This window comes from Blastococcus sp. SYSU DS1021 (genome assembly GCF_054050995.1).
Genome location: NZ_JBJHAL010000037.1, coordinates 15,821 through 32,150 on the forward strand (window position 1 = coordinate 15,821; position 16,330 = coordinate 32,150).

Genomic DNA, 16,330 nt, shown 5'->3' on the forward strand with positions numbered 1-16,330 from the left:
CGTCGAGGACCGGCCGGTGAGGGCCCGGGCAGCCGGGGCCTCGCGGTGGCTACCTCAGCAGGCTCCGGGCGATCACCATGCGCTGCACCTGGTTGGTGCCCTCGTAGATCTGGGTGATCTTCGCGTCGCGCATCATCCGCTCGACCGGGAAGTCCTGGGTGTAGCCGGCACCGCCGAAGAGCTGGACGGCGTCGGTGGTCACCTGCATGGCGACGTCGGAGGCGAACGCCTTGGCCGAGGCCGAGACGCGGGTGACGTCGGGCCGCCCCTGCTCCCCCGCGGCGGCGGCGACGTAGACCAGGTGCCGGGCCGCCTCGATCTTCATCTCCATGTCGGCGAGCATGAACTGCACGCCCTGGAACTCCCCGATGTTCTTGCCGAACTGCTTGCGCTCCTTGACGTAGGTCACGGAGGCATCGAGCGCGCCTTGGGCGACGCCGACGGCCTGCGCGCCGATGGTCGGCCGGGTGAAGTCCAGCGTCCGCAGCGCGGTCTTGAAGCCGGTACCGGGCGCGCCGATGATCCGGTCGGCCGGGATGGTGCAGTCGGTGAAGTAGAGCTCGCAGGTCGGCGAGCCCTTGATGCCCATCTTCCGTTCCTTCGGGCCGACGGCGAAGCCCGGGTCGTCGCGGTGCACCGCGAAGGCGGAGATGCCGTTGGCACCCTTATCCGGGTCGGTGACGGCCATGACCGTGTACCACTCGGAGATGCCGGAGTTGGTTATCCACGCCTTGGTGCCGTTGAGCACCCAGGAGTCGCCGTCGAGGCGGGCGCGGGTCTTCATCGCGGCGGCGTCGGAGCCGGCCTCCCGCTCGGAGAGGCCGTAGCTGATCATCGCCTCGCCCGAGGCGATCGAGGGCAGCACCTTCTGCTTCACGTCCTCGGACCCGGACAGGATGATCGGCATCGAGCCGAGCTTGTTGACCGCGGGGATCAGCGAGGCGCTGACGTCGACCCGGGCGACCTCCTCGATCACGATGCAGGTCGCGATCGCGTCCGCACCCTCGCCGCCGTACTCCTCGGGGATGTGGGTGGCGTGGAAGCCGGCGGCCGTCAGGGCCTTCTGCGCCTCGATGGGGTACCGGGAGTCGGCGTCCACCTCGGCCGCGTACGGCGCGATCTCCCGCTCGGCGATGTCACGCACCGCCTCGCGGATCGCCTCGTGCTCCTCGGTCAACGCGTACAGCCCGCTGTCGGTACCCACGACCCGATCGTAGGACGTCCGACTACCCGCCGGTAGCGAGGCGCTCCTGGAGGGTGAGGTCCCGCGCGACAACGCGCTCGGCGAGATCGGCCTGGAACCGCTCGACCCGGCCGCGCAGCTCCGCGTCGCTCGCGGCCAGGATGCGCACCGCCAGCAGCCCGGCGTTGCGGCCTCCCCCGATGCCGACGGTCGCCACCGGCACGCCCGCCGGCATCTGCACGATCGACAGGAGGCTGTCCAGTCCGTCGAGCCGGTCGAGCGGGCGGGGCACGCCGATGACCGGCAGCGGCGTGGCCGCGGCGACCATCCCCGGCAGGTGCGCCGCACCGCCGGCGCCGGCGACGATCACCCGTAGCCCACGCCCGGCGGCCTGCTCGGCGTAGTCGAGCATCCGCCGGGGCGTGCGGTGCGCGGAGAGCACGTGGGCCTCCCACGGAACGTCGAACTCCGCGAGCGCCTCGGCGGCCGGCTGCATCATCGGCCAGTCCGAGTCGCTGCCCATCACGATGCCGACGACGGGGTCGCTCATGCCCTGCTCCTCAGTGCTCGTGGTCGTGCGCGAAGGCGAAGGCCGGGTCGACCACGCCGTCGGCGAGGTAGCGGGCGGCAGCCACCGCCCGCGCCCGCACCTCCTCGAGGTCGGCCCCGAGCGCGGTCACGTGGCCGAGCTTGCGGCCCGGTCGCTGCGTCTTGCCGTACCAGTGCAGCTTCACGTCGGGCCAGTGCGCCATGAGGTGGTGGATCCGCTCGTCCAGCGCCGGCCCCGACCAGCCCTCCGCCGCGGCGGCACCGCCGAGCACGTTGGCCATCACCGCGACCGGGGCGACCATCTCCGTCGAGCCCAGCGGGTAGTCCAGGACGGCGCGCAGGTGCTGCTCGAACTGGCTGGTGCGGGCGCCCTCGATGGTCCAGTGCCCCGAGTTGTGCGGGCGCATGGCCAGCTCGTTGACCAGGACCCCCTCGGCGGTCTCGAACAGCTCGACCGCGAGCATGCCGACGACGCCGAGCCGGTCGGCGATGCGCACCGCGAGTTCTTGGGCCGCGGTGGCCAACTCGTCGGAGAGCCCGGGGGCGGGGGCGTACACCTCGGCGCAGACGCCGTCGCGCTGGACGGTCTGCACCACCGGCCACACCGCCACCTGCCCGAACGGCGAGCGGGCCACCTGTGCCGACAGTTCCCGCACCATGGCCACCCGCTGCTCGGCGAGCAGGGTGCCGTGCCGGTCCAGCAGCTCGTCGGCGGCTCCGGCGTCCCCGACGACGAAGACGCCCTTGCCGTCGTACCCGCCGCGGGGGGTCTTGAGCACGACCGGCCAGCCGTGCGCCGCGGCGAAGGCGGCGACGTCAGCGGCGGAGCGGACCTCGGCCCAGGCCGGCTGCGGCTCCCCCGCCTCCGCGAGCGCGCGGCGCAGCACCAGCTTGTCCTGCGCGTGCACCAGCGCCTCCGGGCCGGGAGCGACGCGGGTGCCCTCCTCGACCAGCGTGCGCAGGTGCTCGGTGGGCACGTGCTCGTGGTCGAAGGTGACCACCGTGGCGCCGTCGGCGAGCGCCCGCAGGTCACCCAGGTCACGGTGGTCACCGATCCGGACGTCCGCGGCCACCAGCGCCGCGGACTCGGCCGGGCCGGCGGACAGCACCCGCAGCGACTGGCCGAGCGCGATCGCCGCCTGCTGGGTCATCCTGGCCAGCTGCCCTCCGCCGACGACGGCGACCACGGGCAGACCGGTACGCGGATCCAAGGCGGCAGGCACGGTTCCGAAGGCTATCCGGAGAGCCCCGGCGGGCTACCGGGCGTGGCCCGCCGGGACCGGGCGGCGATCGGTCAGGCGGCGGAGCCGACCCGCAGGCGAGCGACCCACGGGTCCTCGCCCTTGTGCGGGGCCAGTCCCTGACTCTCGACCTGCTCGAGCACCCGCAGGCCGCGGTCGGCCAGCTCATCGGCCACCTGGGCCACCGGGAGGTACTGCCGGTAGTGCTCCCCGAAGACCTTCTCGGCGGCCGCGTCCTTGTCGGTGCGGAACTCCAGCCACCCCTGTCCGCCGGCCGAGACGACCTGGACCAGGAGCGTCCAGAGGTTGGCGCGGGCGTCGTCGGTGATGGCGTGCACCAGGAAGCGTGCGTAGAGGTTCCACCCGCGGCTCCAGTCGAGGCCGTCGGCGAAACCGGCGATCGACCGCTCGTCGGACAGGTCGACGACCTGGAATCGCGCGCCCCAGCCTTCCTCCTCGGACCGCCGGGTGGCGGTCTCCACGGCGGCGGCGGAGTAGTCGACCCCGACGACCTCGTGGTCCTTCATGCCGAAGAAGCGGGCATCCCGGGCGGTACCGGTGCCGACGTCCACGATCGGCGGCTGACCGTTCATGCGCTCGGTGACCCAGCGGGCGAAGGTCGACTCCTCCAGGGGGACCCGCTCCGACGCCGGGCCGCTGTAGAAGGACTGCCAGTGGTCGTTGCGCATCGGTGCACTCTCCGCATCAGCTCTGGAGCCGCCACCCGCGAGATCGGGTACGGCGGGCGAGAGGCGTGGCACTCCCTGGCCTCACCCTCCGGACACCGGGTGGAAGGTCTTCGTCACCGCGGATACCCCGAACGTTACGTCACCGGACACCCGTTGGTCATCATTTCGACCGTCTGCGTGTCGACTTGTCTACTCTGCGTGATCGCACCGGTCAGCCGGCCAGGCGGGAACCGTTCCGGCCGGCGATCACCTCGAGCCTGGTCGGGATGCGGGTGCGCAGCTCCTCCAGGTGGCTGATGACGCCCACCGTGCGTCCGCCCCGGCGGAGTTCGTCGAGCACCGTCATCACCGCGTCCAGGGCCTGCGCGTCGAGGGTGCCGAACCCCTCGTCCACGAACAGGGTGTCGATCCGGACGCCGCCGGTCTCCGCGGTGACGACGTCGGCGAGCCCCAGCGCCAGCGCCAGCGAGGCCATGAAGCTCTCCCCGCCCGAGAGCGTCTTGGTGGGACGGCGGGCGCCGGTGTACTCGTCGAACACGTCCAGCCCCAGCCCACCGCGAGCGCCGTGCCGCCCCTGCGCGTCGCTGTGCAGGAACGTGTACCGGCCCCCCGACATGTCCAGCAGCCGCCGGCTGGCCACCTCGGCCACCTGCTCGAGGCGCGCGGCGAGCACGAACGACTGCAGCCGCATCTTCCGGGTGTTCGCCCCGCGGCCGTGGGTCAGGTCGGCCAGCCCGGTGACCTGGTCGGCCCAGGCGCGCAGCTCGGCCAGCGTCAGCTCCGCCGCGCTCACCTTCCCGACCAGGTCGTCGAGCGCACTGCTGCAGCGGCGCGCCTGCTCGAGCGCGGCCACGGCCTCCTCCCGCCGGCGGGTGCCTCCCGCGCAGCGGTCCTCGAGGGCGGCGAGATCGGGCCGGTCGGGGAGGTCGGCGAGCTCCGGGGCGGCCAGCTGGGCGCGCAGCACGGCGACGCGCTGGTCGTGCTCGTCGAGCTGCCGGTCCAGCTGCGCCAGACGGCCCGCGCCGGCGAGGGCCGCCGCCGCGGCCTGGACGTCGCGGAAACCTGCGGCCCCGGCGCGCTCCTCCGCCGTCCGGCGGGCCGACTCGGCCTCCGCGCGGGCACGCAGCTCCTCGACCTCGGCGGCCACCACCGCCTCGCACGCCTCCGCGGCGGCCGACAGCCGGGCGACCCGGGCGGCCAGGTCGGCGTCGCCGCCGCGGGCTGCGTCCAGCCGGCTGCCCAGCTCGGCGAGGCCGGTCGTCAGCGCGTCGCGCTCGGCGGTGCGGGCCCGGAGCTCCTCGCGGTCGACGGCGAGCCGCCCGGCCGCCTCCTCGCGCTGATCGAGGAGCCGCTGGAGGCGCGCCTCGGCCGGCGGGAGCCCGGCGGCCAGCCCGGCCGCGACGCGCTCGGCCGCCGCCAGTTCCGCGACGCGCGCGGCCTGCTCGTCCACCGGCAGTTCCCCGGCCCGCGCCCGCAGGCCGGCGAGCTCGCGCTCGACGGCCTCCAGCCGGCCGGCGGCCCCGGTGAACGCGGCCTCGGCTGCATCCGCGAGCGCCCGCGCGGCGTCCTCGTCGGCCGCGGTGACCCGTTCGCCGCCCGGCTCCGCCGGCCGAGGGTGCTCGGTGGAGCCGCAGACCGGGCAGTCGGCGCCGTCGATGAGCCCGGCGGCGAGCTCGGCGGCCATCCCGTCCAGTCGCCGGGCGCGCAGGTCCAGCCACCGTTCCCGGGCGTCGGCGCGGGCGTCCCGCGCCCGGGCGACGTCCTCGCGCAGCGACCGCAGCGTGCGGTCCAGCTCCCCGGCCGCTCGTCCCGCGGCGAGAGCCGCCTCCGCGGACTCCAGGGCGGCGCGCAGGCCCGGCAGCTCCGCGGCGGCCGACCGCGCCGCCACCACCTCCTGCTCCTGCTCGGCCAGCAGCCCCGGCAGCGCGGCGACGGCCTCCTCCCCCGCGCGGCACCGGTCGGCCAGCTCGCGGGCCTGCCGGTCGAGCGCGGCGATCGACCGCTCCAGGGCGCGGGCGCGCTCCACCTCGGGCAGCAGTGAGCGCGCCTCGGCGGCCTGGTCGCGCAGCTCGCGCGCGACCACACCGTCGGCGGGGCGGCCCCCGGCGACCGGCTGCCAGGCCGCCACGGCGCCGGCCAGGTCGTCCGCGGCCCGCTCTGCCGCCCACCCGGCCGAACGGGCCGCGGCGAGCACGTCGCGCAACGGCTCGGCCCGGCGGGCGGCGTCGCGCTCGGCCCGCAGCGGCGCGAGCTCCGGCTCCCGCCGCTCCAGTGCCGCGAGCTCCGCGGTGGCCTGGTCGCGCCGGTCGTGCCGTCCCGCCAGCGCGCGGGCGGCCGTCAGCTCGGCGTCCGCGGTGGCCGTCTCGGCGGCGGCCGCATCGGCCCGCGCGGTGGCCGTCGCCAGGCGCCCGGCCGCGGTGGCCCGCACCTCCGCCACCCAGCGCAGCACTCCCCCGCCTGCCCCCGCGCCCACCAGCTCCGGGGCTAGCTCCTCGGGCACCTCGACGTCGGCTATCTGGGCGACCCGGTCGAGCAGCGTGCCCAGCTGGTAGCGCGCGTCCTCGGTGCGTGCGCGGGCCGCCGCGCGCTCCTCTGCCAGCCACTCCTCGGCCCGGGCGAAGCGGTCGACGTCGAACAGCGTGCGCAGCAGCTCGGTGCGGTGCTCCGGCTCGGCGCGCAGGAACCGCGCGAAGTCGCCCTGCGGGAGCAGCACCACCTGGCAGAACTGGTGCACGTCGAGCCCGAGCCGCGTGCGCAGGTGCTCGGACCCCTCGTCGATGCGCGTGCTGACCGGCTCCCACCCGCCGTCGGTGAGCCGGGAGACCACCAGCTTGGCCTGCTCGGTCGCCCAGCCCTCGCCGCGCTTCTTGGGCCGTTGCTGCTCCGGCCGCCGGACGACGCGCAACCGCTCGTCGCCGAGGGTCAGCTCGCAGCTGACCTCGGTCCGCGTGGCGGCGTCCGCGTGGTCGCTGCGCAGCCGCTTCTCCTCGCCGCGCGCGCCCGGGACGCGGCCGTAGAGGGCGAACACGACGGCGTCCAGCAGCGTGGTCTTGCCCGCCCCGGTCGGGCCCCACAGCAGGAACAGCCCGTCGCGCCCCACCTCGTCGAGGTCGACCTCGACGGTGCCGGCGAAGGGCCCGAAGGCGGTCAGCGACAGCCGGTGCAGCCTCATCGGGCGGCGTCCTCGCGGTCGGCGGCCCCGAGCGCCCGCGCCAGCAGCTCCCGCTCGGCGGCCCCGGCGGGTACGCCCCGCACCGCGCTGACGAACTCGTCGGCGATCTCCAGCGCGCTGCGCCCGCGCATCCGCTCCTGGTAGCTGCCGCGCTCGATCACCGCGCCCGCACCGGTCCAGTCCAGGTGCACGCAGTGCGGGAACCGGGTCTGCAGGCGGCGCATGGGGTCCGCGGGTCGCGTCGGGTCGGTCAGCCGAGCGGAGACGAAGTGCTGCTCGACCGGCTCGTGCGCCGGCTCGGCGAGCAGCTCCTCGAGCGTGCCGGTGAGCACGCTGAGCGGGCGCGGGGTGGGCAGCGGGACCGCCCGGACCCCGGCCAGCCCGCCGGCGTCGAGCTCGACCAGCCAGGCCTGCTTCTGCTGCCCGGCCTCGCCGAAGGAGTAGGCCAGCGGCGAGCCGCTGTAGCGCACCCGTGGGCTGAGCGTCTGCGGGCGGTGCAGGTGGCCGAGCGCGACGTAGTCGACGCCGTCGAAGACCGACGCCGGCACCAGGTCGACGCCGCCGACGCAGATGTCCCGCTCGCTGTCGCTCGCCACGCCGCCACCGACGAAGGCGTGCGCGAGCACCACCGAGCGCGCCCCCGGCCGGAGGAAGAGATCGGCGCGCACGCGGTCCATCGCCTCCTGCAGCACCGCCTCGTGCCCACGGGCGCCGGGGACGCCGAGCTCGTGCCGGGCCACCTCGGGCTCCAGGTAGGGGATGCCGTAGACCGCGACCTCGCCGTGCTCGTCGGCCAGCAGCACCGGTTCGTCCAGCCGCGGGGTCGCCGCTCGCACGTGCAGGCCCGCGGCGCTGAGCAGACCGGAGAAGGTGCCCAGCCGGCGAGCGGAGTCGTGGTTGCCGGGGGTGAGCACCACGCGGGCCCCGGTGGCCAGCAGCCGGCCGACGACCCGGTCGAGCACGGCGGTGGCGTCGGCCGAGGGCACCGCCCGGTCGTAGACGTCACCGGCGACGACGACGACGTCGACGCCTTCCTGCGCGACCACCGCGGCCAGCCCGCTCAGCACCTCCTCCTGCTCGGCGAGCAGATCGGTGCCGTGCAGGGTGCGGCCGATGTGCCAGTCGGAGGTGTGCAGCAGCCGCATAGCCGCAGAAGGTAGGGAGGGGGTACGACAGAACCGCCGAGGCGCGCCGTGACGGACCCGTCACATCCGGTGGACGTCAGAGGATCTCGGTGGAGCGCCACCCCTCCGGCGGCGGCCACCCCTCCTCGCCGCGGACGTACCCGGCGTTCTCCCGGGCCCGGCGCTCCGCGTCCTCCTCGATCATGACGTTGAGCAGCTGCTGCACCCCGTCGCTGTCGGGGATCTGCCGCAGCACGGTGGGGCCGCTGTCGCCGGCGGTCTCGATGGTGAGCGTGCCGGATCGGACGATCCGCTCCCAGAGCGTCTGCCGGTAGGAGACGTCGGTGATCCGGGAGAGCCCGAGATCGCGGCCGCGGCGGGCGAGGATCCCCTCGCGGAAGAGCAGCCGGTGGGTGGTGACCACGTAGTGCGTCGTCCGCCAGCGCAGCAGGGGCACGAGCACGAGGAACACCAGCAGGAGGAGCGCCACCACCACGATCGCCAGCCGGATCATCCCCTGCTGCCGGCCGGGCGGGACCAGCGCGGCACCGAACGACGCGCCCCCGACGACGAGCAGGAAGAGCACGACCGGCCAGAAGACCGTCAGCCAGTGCGGGTGCAGGTGCCGCACGACCTCTTCGTCGTCGGCGAGGAGCTTGTCGGGGTACGGCACCCCACCAGGATGCCGCCGATCCGCCCCGGGTCCGGCGATCGACGCCCTCGGCGCGTCCGCACGGACGGCGCTCGACGCCGAAGCCGGGCCGGGGGCGGCGATGCCGTACCGGGTCAGGCCCGCCGCACGTGCCGGACGTCGCCGCTGGCGAGCTCCACCTGTCCCTCGGGGGTGTCCACGACCAGCCGGCCGTCCCAGTCGATCGCACGGGCGGTGCCGACCATCGCGGACCCATCCGGCATCGTCACCTCGACCGTGCTGCCCACCGTCGAGGACCACGACAGGTAGTCGCGGGCGAGACCCGAGACGACCGGGTCACCCAGCGCCTCGCGCCAGCCCAGGTAGCGCCGCTCGACGGCCCGCAGGAAGCCCAGCAGCACCGGGCCGCGGTCCACGGTCGCGCCGGTGACGACCGACAGCGACGTACCCGTTCCGGGGAGCTCGGCCTCCGACGTCGACACGTTCAGCCCCACGCCGACGACGACCCCGGACGGCTGCCCTGCTCCACCGACCGACTCGGCCAGGATGCCCGCCAGCTTGCGCCCGTCCCGGGCGAGCAGGTCGTTGGGCCACTTCACGGTCGAGAGCACGCCGGCCACCTCCCGCACCGACTCCGCCAGCGCCACCCCGGTCAGCAGCGGCAGCCAGCCACGGCGGGCGGCGGGCACGTCCGGGCGGAGGAGGAAGGAGACGGTCAGGCCGGCGCGCGGCGGCGACATCCACACCCGGTCGAGCCGCCCGCGGCCGGTGACCTGGTGCTCGGCCACGAGCACGGTGCCCTCGGGGGCGCCGTCCGCGGCCGCGGCGGCCAGCGCGGCATTGGTCGAACCGATCTCGTCGACCACCTCGACCGAGCGCCACAGGGCGGTGTCGCGGGTCAGGGCGGCCTGCAGCGCGGAGGCGTCGAGCGCGGGACGCTCGAGGTCCGACCAGCGCGAGGAAGGTGTGTCGGGCACGGAGGAGACGGTAGCCACGCGCCGCCGCGGGGTGCGCGCTCGCACCGTGGGCGGGACTCCGGAAGGAAGGGGGCGAGCGGCTCCCCTACGCTACGGATCCCGTGGCCCCGCATGCGCGGCCACGCCCCGTGCACAGCAGCGCCGCCACGGCGGCCGACGAGCGCCAGCGAGGAGAACGAGGACGCGTGAGTGCCGCCGAACTGGAGAGCGCCGGGGAGCAGGTCCCCGACGACGTCGACATCCACACGACCGCCGGGAAGCTCGCCGACTTCGAGCGCCGGGTGCAGGAGGCCGTCCACGCGGGCTCCGAGCGCGCGGTCGAGAAGCAGCACGCGGCCGGCAAGATGACCGCCCGCGAGCGGATCGAGGCGCTGCTGGACCCGGGCTCGTTCACCGAGTTCGACGAGTTCGCCCGGCACCGGTCGACGAACTTCGGGATGGCCGACAAGCGCCCGTTCGGCGACGGCGTCGTCACCGGGTACGGCACCGTCGACGGCCGCCCGGTGGCGATCTTCTCCCAGGACGTCACGGTCTTCGGCGGCAGCCTCGGCGAGGTCTACGGCGAGAAGATCGTCAAGGTGCAGGACTTCGCCATCAAGAACGGCTGCCCGGTCATCGGCATCAACGAGGGCGGGGGCGCCCGCATCCAGGAGGGCGTGGTCTCCCTCGGCCTCTACGGCGAGATCTTCCAGCGGAACGTGCACGCCTCCGGCGTGATCCCGCAGATCTCGCTGGTCATGGGCCCGGCCGCGGGCGGGCACGTCTACTCCCCCGCGCTCACCGACTTCGTCGTCATGGTCGACAAGACCAGCCAGATGTTCATCACCGGCCCCGACGTGGTGAAGACGGTCACCGGTGAGGACGTCACGCTCGAGGAGCTCGGCGGCGCCCGCACGCACAACACGAAGTCCGGCGTCGCGCACTACCTGGCCGAGGACGAGAACGATGCGCTCGACTACGTCAAGGCGCTGCTGTCCTACCTGCCGAGCAACAACCTCGACCCGCTGCCGGCCGTCGAGATGGCGCCGGTCGAGACCGTCCTCCCGGACGCGCTGACCGACGAGGACCGGGAGCTCGACACCTTCATCCCCGACTCGGCGAACACCCCCTACGACATGCACGCGGTCATCGAGCACGTGCTCGACGACGGCGAGTTCCTCGAGGTGCAGCCGCTGTTCGCGCCGAACATCCTCATCGGCTTCGGCCGGGTCGAGGGCCGACCGGTCGGCGTCGTGGCCAACCAGCCCACCCAGTTCGCCGGCACGCTGGACATCGACGCCAGCGAGAAGGCCGCGCGGTTCGTGCGCACCTGCGACGCCTTCAACATCCCGGTGCTCACCTTCGTCGACGTGCCGGGCTTCCTCCCGGGCACGTCGCAGGAGTGGGAGGGCATCATCCGTCGCGGCGCCAAGCTGATCTACGCGTACGCGGAGGCCACCGTCCCGAAGGTCACGGTCATCACCCGCAAGGCCTACGGCGGCGCCTACGACGTCATGGGCTCCAAGCACCTGGGCGCCGACGTGAACCTGGCGTGGCCCACCGCGCAGATCGCCGTGGTCGGGGCGCAGGGCGCGGTCGGGATCCTCTACCGCAAGGAGCTCGCGGCCGCCGAGGACCCCGACGCCCGCCGCGCCGAGCTCATCGCGGAGTACGAGGACACGCTCGCCAACCCCTACATCGCCGCCGACCGCGGGTACGTGGACGCCGTGATCCCGCCGTCGCACACCCGCGTCCAGGTGACGAAGGCGCTGCGGGTGCTGGCCAACAAGCGCCAGACGCTGCCGCCCAAGAAGCACGGGAACATCCCGCTGTGAAGGCGACCGATGAGGGCGGCCCCCTGCAGGGTGCCCGCCGCGAGCCTGCGAGTGGTGGGGAGCAGGGGGTCCTTCCTCCGTTGCTGCGCGTCGTCAAGGGTGAGCCGACGCCCGCGGAACTCGCCGCCCTCACCGTTGTGGTGGCCGCTCTCTCACAGCGCCGCACCCGCCGCCGGCCTCCCGCGCCGGTCGGCGCGTGGGCGTCCTACGGGCGCACCCACCGCCGTCCGCTGCAGGCCGGCCCCGGTGGGTGGCGCGCGGCCGGGAGCCCGGCATGAGCGCCGACCGCAGGCTGGTCCTGGGCTCGGCCTCACCGGCCCGGCTGTCGCTGCTGCGCCAGGCCGGCCTCGCCCCCGAGGTCGTCGTCAGCGAGGTGGACGAGTCGGCGCACTCCGCCCCCCGGGTCGCCGAGACCGTCGCCCTGCTGGCCGCGGCCAAGGCGGCCGACGTCGCCAAGCGGGAGACCGACGCACTGGTGATCGGCGCGGACTCGCTGCTGGAGTTCGCCGGGAGGCCGCAGGGCAAGCCGGCCGACGCCGCCGAAGCCCGCGACCGCTGGCGGCGGATGGCCGGGCGTTCCGGCGTCCTGCACACCGGTCAGGCCCTGTTCGACGTCCGGGACGGGTCCGTGGTGAGCCGGGACATCGCGGTGGCCTCCACCGTCGTCTACTTCGCCGACCCGACCCCGCCGGAGGTGGAGGCCTACCTGGCCACCGGTGAGCCGCTCGCGGTGGCCGGCGCGTTCACCCTCGACGGGCTCGGCGCGCCGTTCGTCCGCCGGGTGGAGGGCGACCCGGCGGCCGTCGTGGGGCTGTCGCTGACGGTGCTGCGCACCCAGCTGGGAAAGCGGGGGCTGACCATCACCGACCTCTGGCGACGTTGACGGCCGGGCCGCGTGTGACAGGTGTGAAGGGATGGCACTCCGGGATGGCGATCACCGACGGCGACAGGTACCCATGGTGACCATGAGTGCGCACCGGGTGATCGTTCATGTCGGTACACCGAAGTCCGGCACGACCTACCTGCAGGACCTGCTCTGGAACTCTCGGGCGGCCCTGGCCGACGCCGGGGTCCTCTACCCGGGCGACGTGCCCGAGGCGCACTTCCACGCCACGCTGGACCTGAAGCAGGAGGGCTTCAACGGCTGGGTCGACCCCGCGCTGGACGGGGCCTGGAACCGGCTGGTCGAGGCCGCGCGGGCGCACGAGGGCACCACGGTCATCTCCCACGAGCTCTTCGGCGACCTGCCCCCGGAGGCGATCGCGCGGGTCCACGCCGACCTCTCCTTCGCCGAGGTGCACGTGGTCGTCACCGCTCGCGACCTGGCCCGGCAGCTGCCCGCCGTCTGGCAGGAGGACGTCAAGAACCGGCACTACCTGCCCTTCGGCGAGTGGCTCGCCACCGTGGGGTCCGAGGCCTGGAGCGACACCTGGTACGGCCGGGCGCTGTGGCTCCGCCAGGACCTCCCGGCGCTCGTGGAGCGGTGGGGGGCGGAGCTCCCGGCCACCCAGGTGCACCTGGTCACCGTCCCGCCGCGGGGGGCCGACCCCGCCACCCTGTGGCAGCGCTTCGCCCAGGTGGTCGGCGTCGACCCTGCCCTCGCCACCCCGCCGGACGGACGGCGCAACAAGTCGCTGGGCCGGGCGGAGGCCGAGCTCCTCCGCCGGCTCAACGAGCGGCTGGACTACGGCATCGACTGGCCGACCTACGCCGCCCGCATCACCCACCACGTGGCCGTCGACGTCCTGGCCGAGCGCCCGTCGTCCGGCTCGCTGACCGTGCCCGCGAGCGCCCGGCCGTGGGTGGTCGCCCGCGCCGCCGCGATGGTGGACGAGCTGCTCGCGGCCGGCTGCCAGGTGGTCGGGGAGCTCGACGAGCTCCGGGTGCCGCCGGCGGGGCCCGCCGAGGCGCCGGCACCCACGGCCGAGGAGATCCTCGATGCCGCCCTGGACGCGATCGTCGCGCTCATCCCCACGCACTCGGCGCCCGAGCCGGAGACCACCGGCGCCGCGCCGGACCCGGGCGAGGAGGACGCCGCGGCGCTTCCGGAGACGGCCCCGGACACCACCGCGCCCGCCCTGGCCACGGGCCCGGAGTCCGCCGAGCCGGTGGATCCCCCGGTGGCCGCGGCCGTCGCCCCCGACGCGGACGACGCACAGCAGGACCCGGTCCGACGGCGGGTGCGGCAGCGAACGCAGCGGATGGCGCGCTTGACGCGCCGCCTCGCCGGGTCGCTCACCGCGAGCTGACCGGTACCGGTACCGGACGTCTGCAGCCCTGCCGCGGAGGCGACGCGGCCTGCTGGCTACAGTCCGAGCCGTCCGAACGAGAGGGAGAACACCGGTGCAGAAGGTTCTCATCGCCAACCGTGGCGAGATCGCGGTCCGCGTGGCCCGCGCCTGCAAGGACGCGGGTCTCACCAGCGTCGCGGTCTACGCCGAGCCCGACCGCGACGCGCTGCACGTACGCGTCGCCGACGAGGCCTTCGCGCTCGGCGGCACCACCCCGGGCGACTCCTACCTGGTGATCGACAAGATCCTCGACGCGGCCCGGCAGTCCGGCGCCGACGCGATCCACCCCGGCTACGGGTTCCTCTCCGAGAACGCCGACTTCGCCCAGGCCGTCCTCGACGCGGGGCTGACCTGGATCGGCCCGTCGCCGCAGGCGATCATCGACCTCGGCGACAAGGTCGCCGCCCGGCACATCGCCACCAAGGCCGGCGCCCCGCTGGTGCCCGGGACCAAGGACCCGGTCGGGGGCGCCGACGAGGTCGTGGCCTTCGCGCAAGCGCACGGCCTCCCGGTCGCCATCAAGGCGGCCTTCGGTGGTGGTGGCCGCGGGCTGAAGGTCGCCCGCACGATGGAGGAGATCCCGGAGCTGTTCGACTCGGCGGTTCGCGAGGCGGTCGCCGCCTTCGGCCGCGGCGAGTGCTTCGTCGAGCGATTCCTGGACAAGCCCCGGCACGTCGAGGCACAGGTGCTCGCCGACACCCACGGCAACGTGATCGTCGTCGGCACCCGCGACTGCTCGCTGCAGCGGCGCAACCAGAAGCTGGTCGAGGAGGCGCCCGCGCCGTTCCTCACCGACGACCAGCGCGCCCGCATCCACTCCTCGGCGAAGGCGATCTGCAAGGAGGCCGGCTACCACGGTGCCGGCACCGTGGAGTACCTGGTCGGCGCCGACGGCTCGATCTCGTTCCTCGAGGTCAACACCCGCCTGCAGGTGGAGCACCCGGTCTCCGAGGAGACCAGCGGCATCGACCTGGTGCGCCAGCAGTTCCGCATCGCCGAGGGCCTGCCGCTGGAGATCACCGAGGACCCCGAGCCGCGGGGTCACAGCATCGAGTTCCGGATCAACGCCGAGGACGCCGGCCGCAACTTCATGCCGGCCCCGGGCCCGGTGAACCGGCTGGAGATCCCGCAGGGCCCCGGTGTGCGCTGGGACTCCGGCGTCGAGACCGGCGGCGAGGTCGCCGGCGCGTTCGACTCGATGCTGGCCAAGCTGATCGTCACCGGCGCCACCCGCGAGGAGGCCCTGCAGCGGGCCCGCCGCGCGCTGGACGAGCTGGTGGTCGAGGGCATGCCCACGGTCATCCCGTTCCACCGGGCCGTGGTGCGCGACAAGGCGTTCACCAGCGAGCCGTTCACGGTGCACACCCGCTGGATCGAGACCGAGTGGGACAACCAGGTCCCGCCCTACGACGCCGCCCCGGCCGGGCAGGACGAGGAGGCGCCGCGGCAGACCGTCGTCGTGGAGGTCGGCGGCCGCCGCCTCGAGGTCTCCCTGCCCGCCGGGCTCGCCGCCGGCGGTGGCGGCGCGGCGCCCGGCGCGGCGGCCAAGCCCCGCAAGCGCGGCGGCGGGGGCGGCGGTGCCGCGGCCTCCGGTGACTCCCTCACCTCGCCGATGCAGGGCACCATCGTCAAGGTCGCCGTCGAGGACGGCGCCACCGTCGAGGCCGGTGACCTGGTCGTCGTCCTCGAGGCGATGAAGATGGAGCAGCCGATCACGGCGCACAAGGCCGGCTCGATCTCCGGCCTGGCGGCGGAGGTGGGCGCCTCGGTCACCAGCGGCGCGGTCATCTGCACCATCGCCGACGCCGAGTAGGACCGCGCGTCGATCGGGGCCCGTCACCAGCTGGTGACGGGCCCCGAGCACGTCCGGCTCAGGAGGCGCGCACCTGCCCGGTCCGCATCGACCAGTGCAGGGTCCCGCCCTGGAACCGCTGCGATGCGTCGCCGTCGGGCGCGCGGACCGCCGGGGCGACCGGGTAGCCGAGGTACCCGTTCTCCCAGCCCAGCTGTCCCCACCGGGCGCGGATGGCTCCGTCGATGGCCTGGGCCCCGGTGAACGGCGTCCAGTAGATCGACCCACCCTGGAAGTGCTGCAGGCACCCACCGTTGCGCAGCCCACAGCGGGCATCGGCCACCGGATAGCCGTAGTACCCCAGCTCCCAGCCCAGCTGCCCCCACCGCGTGCGAATGTCACCGTCGATCGCCCGGGCACCGGCGAACGGCGTCCAGTAGATCGACCCACCCTGGAAGTGCTGCAGGCACCCACCGTTGCGCAGCCCACAGCGGGCATCGGCCACCGGATAGCCGTAGTACCCCAGCTCCCAGCCCAGCTGCCCCCACCGCGTGCGAATGTCACCGTCGATCGCCCGGGCACCGGCGAACGGCGTCCAGTAGATCGACCCACCCTGGAAGTGCTGCAGACACCCACCGTCGCGCAGCCCACAGCGGGCATCGGCCACCGGATAGCCGTAGTACCCCAGCTCCCAGCCCAGCTGCCCCCACCGCGTGCGAATGTCACCGTCGATCGCCCGGGCACCGGCGAACGGCGTCCAGTAGATCGACCCACCCTGGAAGTGCTGCAGACACCCACCGTCGCGCAGCCCACAGCGGGCATCGGCCACCGGATAGCCGTAGCGCC

At 74.4% G+C, this 16,330-nt stretch carries 14 protein-coding genes; 5 read left to right on the plus strand and 9 right to left on the minus strand.

Features of this window, described 5'->3' with window-relative positions; all coding sequences use genetic code 11:
- Positions 1–49: 49 nt before the first annotated feature.
- The 8 genes from ACI8AP_RS20080 to ACI8AP_RS20115 form a co-directional block, all read right to left on the minus strand.
- Positions 50–1,204 carry an acyl-CoA dehydrogenase family protein gene (locus tag ACI8AP_RS20080; RefSeq protein WP_456591136.1) on the minus strand — a complete coding sequence of 385 codons (1,155 nt, stop codon included), beginning with the start codon at positions 1,202–1,204 and terminating at the stop codon, positions 50–52.
- 22 nt (positions 1,205–1,226) lie between these two features.
- A complete protein-coding gene (gene purE, locus ACI8AP_RS20085) occupies positions 1,227–1,733 on the minus strand; it encodes a 5-(carboxyamino)imidazole ribonucleotide mutase (RefSeq protein WP_456591137.1) in 507 nt (168 codons plus the stop codon).
- Positions 1,734–1,743: 10 nt separating this feature from the next.
- Positions 1,744–2,955 carry a 5-(carboxyamino)imidazole ribonucleotide synthase gene (locus ACI8AP_RS20090; protein WP_456591138.1) on the minus strand — a complete coding sequence of 404 codons (1,212 nt, stop codon included), beginning with the start codon at positions 2,953–2,955 and terminating at the stop codon, positions 1,744–1,746.
- A 71-nt stretch (positions 2,956–3,026) separates the two neighbouring features.
- On the minus strand, positions 3,027–3,662 hold the full coding sequence (locus ACI8AP_RS20095) for a class I SAM-dependent methyltransferase (protein WP_456591139.1): 636 nt from the start codon (positions 3,660–3,662) through the stop codon (positions 3,027–3,029).
- Between the two features lie 211 nt (positions 3,663–3,873).
- Positions 3,874–6,834, minus strand: coding sequence for an AAA family ATPase (locus tag ACI8AP_RS20100; RefSeq protein ID WP_456591140.1), 2,961 nt, complete (start codon positions 6,832–6,834; stop codon positions 3,874–3,876).
- Complete coding sequence (locus tag ACI8AP_RS20105; RefSeq protein ID WP_456591141.1) at positions 6,831–7,979, minus strand: exonuclease SbcCD subunit D; 1,149 nt, start codon at positions 7,977–7,979, stop codon at positions 6,831–6,833. Before ACI8AP_RS20105 ends, ACI8AP_RS20100 begins: the two co-directional genes overlap by 4 nt.
- Before the next feature lie 76 nt (positions 7,980–8,055).
- A complete protein-coding gene (locus ACI8AP_RS20110; RefSeq protein ID WP_456591142.1) occupies positions 8,056–8,631 on the minus strand; it encodes a PH domain-containing protein in 576 nt (191 codons plus the stop codon).
- A gap of 113 nt (positions 8,632–8,744) precedes the next feature.
- The gene (locus ACI8AP_RS20115) at positions 8,745–9,587 is read right to left on the minus strand and encodes a biotin--[acetyl-CoA-carboxylase] ligase (RefSeq protein WP_456591143.1); all 843 of its coding nucleotides are present in this window, start codon (positions 9,585–9,587) and stop codon (positions 8,745–8,747) included.
- A gap of 185 nt (positions 9,588–9,772) precedes the next feature.
- Between ACI8AP_RS20115 and ACI8AP_RS20120 the strand changes: the two genes are divergently transcribed.
- From ACI8AP_RS20120 to ACI8AP_RS20140, 5 genes are all read left to right on the plus strand, one after another.
- The gene (locus tag ACI8AP_RS20120) at positions 9,773–11,401 is read left to right on the plus strand and encodes an acyl-CoA carboxylase subunit beta (protein WP_456591144.1); all 1,629 of its coding nucleotides are present in this window, start codon (positions 9,773–9,775) and stop codon (positions 11,399–11,401) included.
- A complete protein-coding gene (locus ACI8AP_RS20125; protein ID WP_456591145.1) occupies positions 11,398–11,679 on the plus strand; it encodes an acyl-CoA carboxylase subunit epsilon in 282 nt (93 codons plus the stop codon). The genes ACI8AP_RS20120 and ACI8AP_RS20125 overlap by 4 nt, the downstream gene beginning before the upstream one ends.
- Entirely contained in the window at positions 11,676–12,284 is a 609-nt protein-coding gene (locus tag ACI8AP_RS20130; protein WP_456591146.1) for a Maf family protein, read from the plus strand. The genes ACI8AP_RS20125 and ACI8AP_RS20130 overlap by 4 nt, the downstream gene beginning before the upstream one ends.
- A gap of 82 nt (positions 12,285–12,366) precedes the next feature.
- Positions 12,367–13,650: a hypothetical protein gene (locus ACI8AP_RS20135; protein ID WP_456591147.1), complete on the plus strand. Its 1,284-nt coding sequence runs from the start codon at positions 12,367–12,369 to the stop codon at positions 13,648–13,650.
- A gap of 94 nt (positions 13,651–13,744) precedes the next feature.
- Positions 13,745–15,505 carry an acetyl/propionyl/methylcrotonyl-CoA carboxylase subunit alpha gene (locus ACI8AP_RS20140; protein ID WP_456591148.1) on the plus strand — a complete coding sequence of 587 codons (1,761 nt, stop codon included), beginning with the start codon at positions 13,745–13,747 and terminating at the stop codon, positions 15,503–15,505.
- Between the two features lie 58 nt (positions 15,506–15,563).
- Here the strand turns inward: ACI8AP_RS20140 and ACI8AP_RS20145 are convergent.
- The coding region (locus tag ACI8AP_RS20145; protein WP_456591149.1) for an LGFP repeat-containing protein at positions 15,564–16,330 on the minus strand (767 nt) is incomplete at its 5' end.

Excerpts from the sequence above, each read along its gene's own strand:
- purE (WP_456591137.1), bottom strand. The coding sequence starts at position 1,733 with ATGAGCGACCCCGTCGTCGGCATCGTGATGGGCAGCGACTCGGACTGG.
- ACI8AP_RS20095 (WP_456591139.1), bottom strand. The coding sequence starts at position 3,662 with ATGCGCAACGACCACTGGCAGTCCTTCTACAGCGGCCCGGCGTCGGAG.
- ACI8AP_RS20100 (WP_456591140.1), bottom strand. The coding sequence starts at position 6,834 with ATGAGGCTGCACCGGCTGTCGCTGACCGCCTTCGGGCCCTTCGCCGGC.
- ACI8AP_RS20105 (WP_456591141.1), bottom strand. The coding sequence starts at position 7,979 with ATGCGGCTGCTGCACACCTCCGACTGGCACATCGGCCGCACCCTGCAC.
- ACI8AP_RS20130 (WP_456591146.1), top strand. The coding sequence starts at position 11,676 with ATGAGCGCCGACCGCAGGCTGGTCCTGGGCTCGGCCTCACCGGCCCGG.
- ACI8AP_RS20135 (WP_456591147.1), top strand. The coding sequence starts at position 12,367 with ATGAGTGCGCACCGGGTGATCGTTCATGTCGGTACACCGAAGTCCGGC.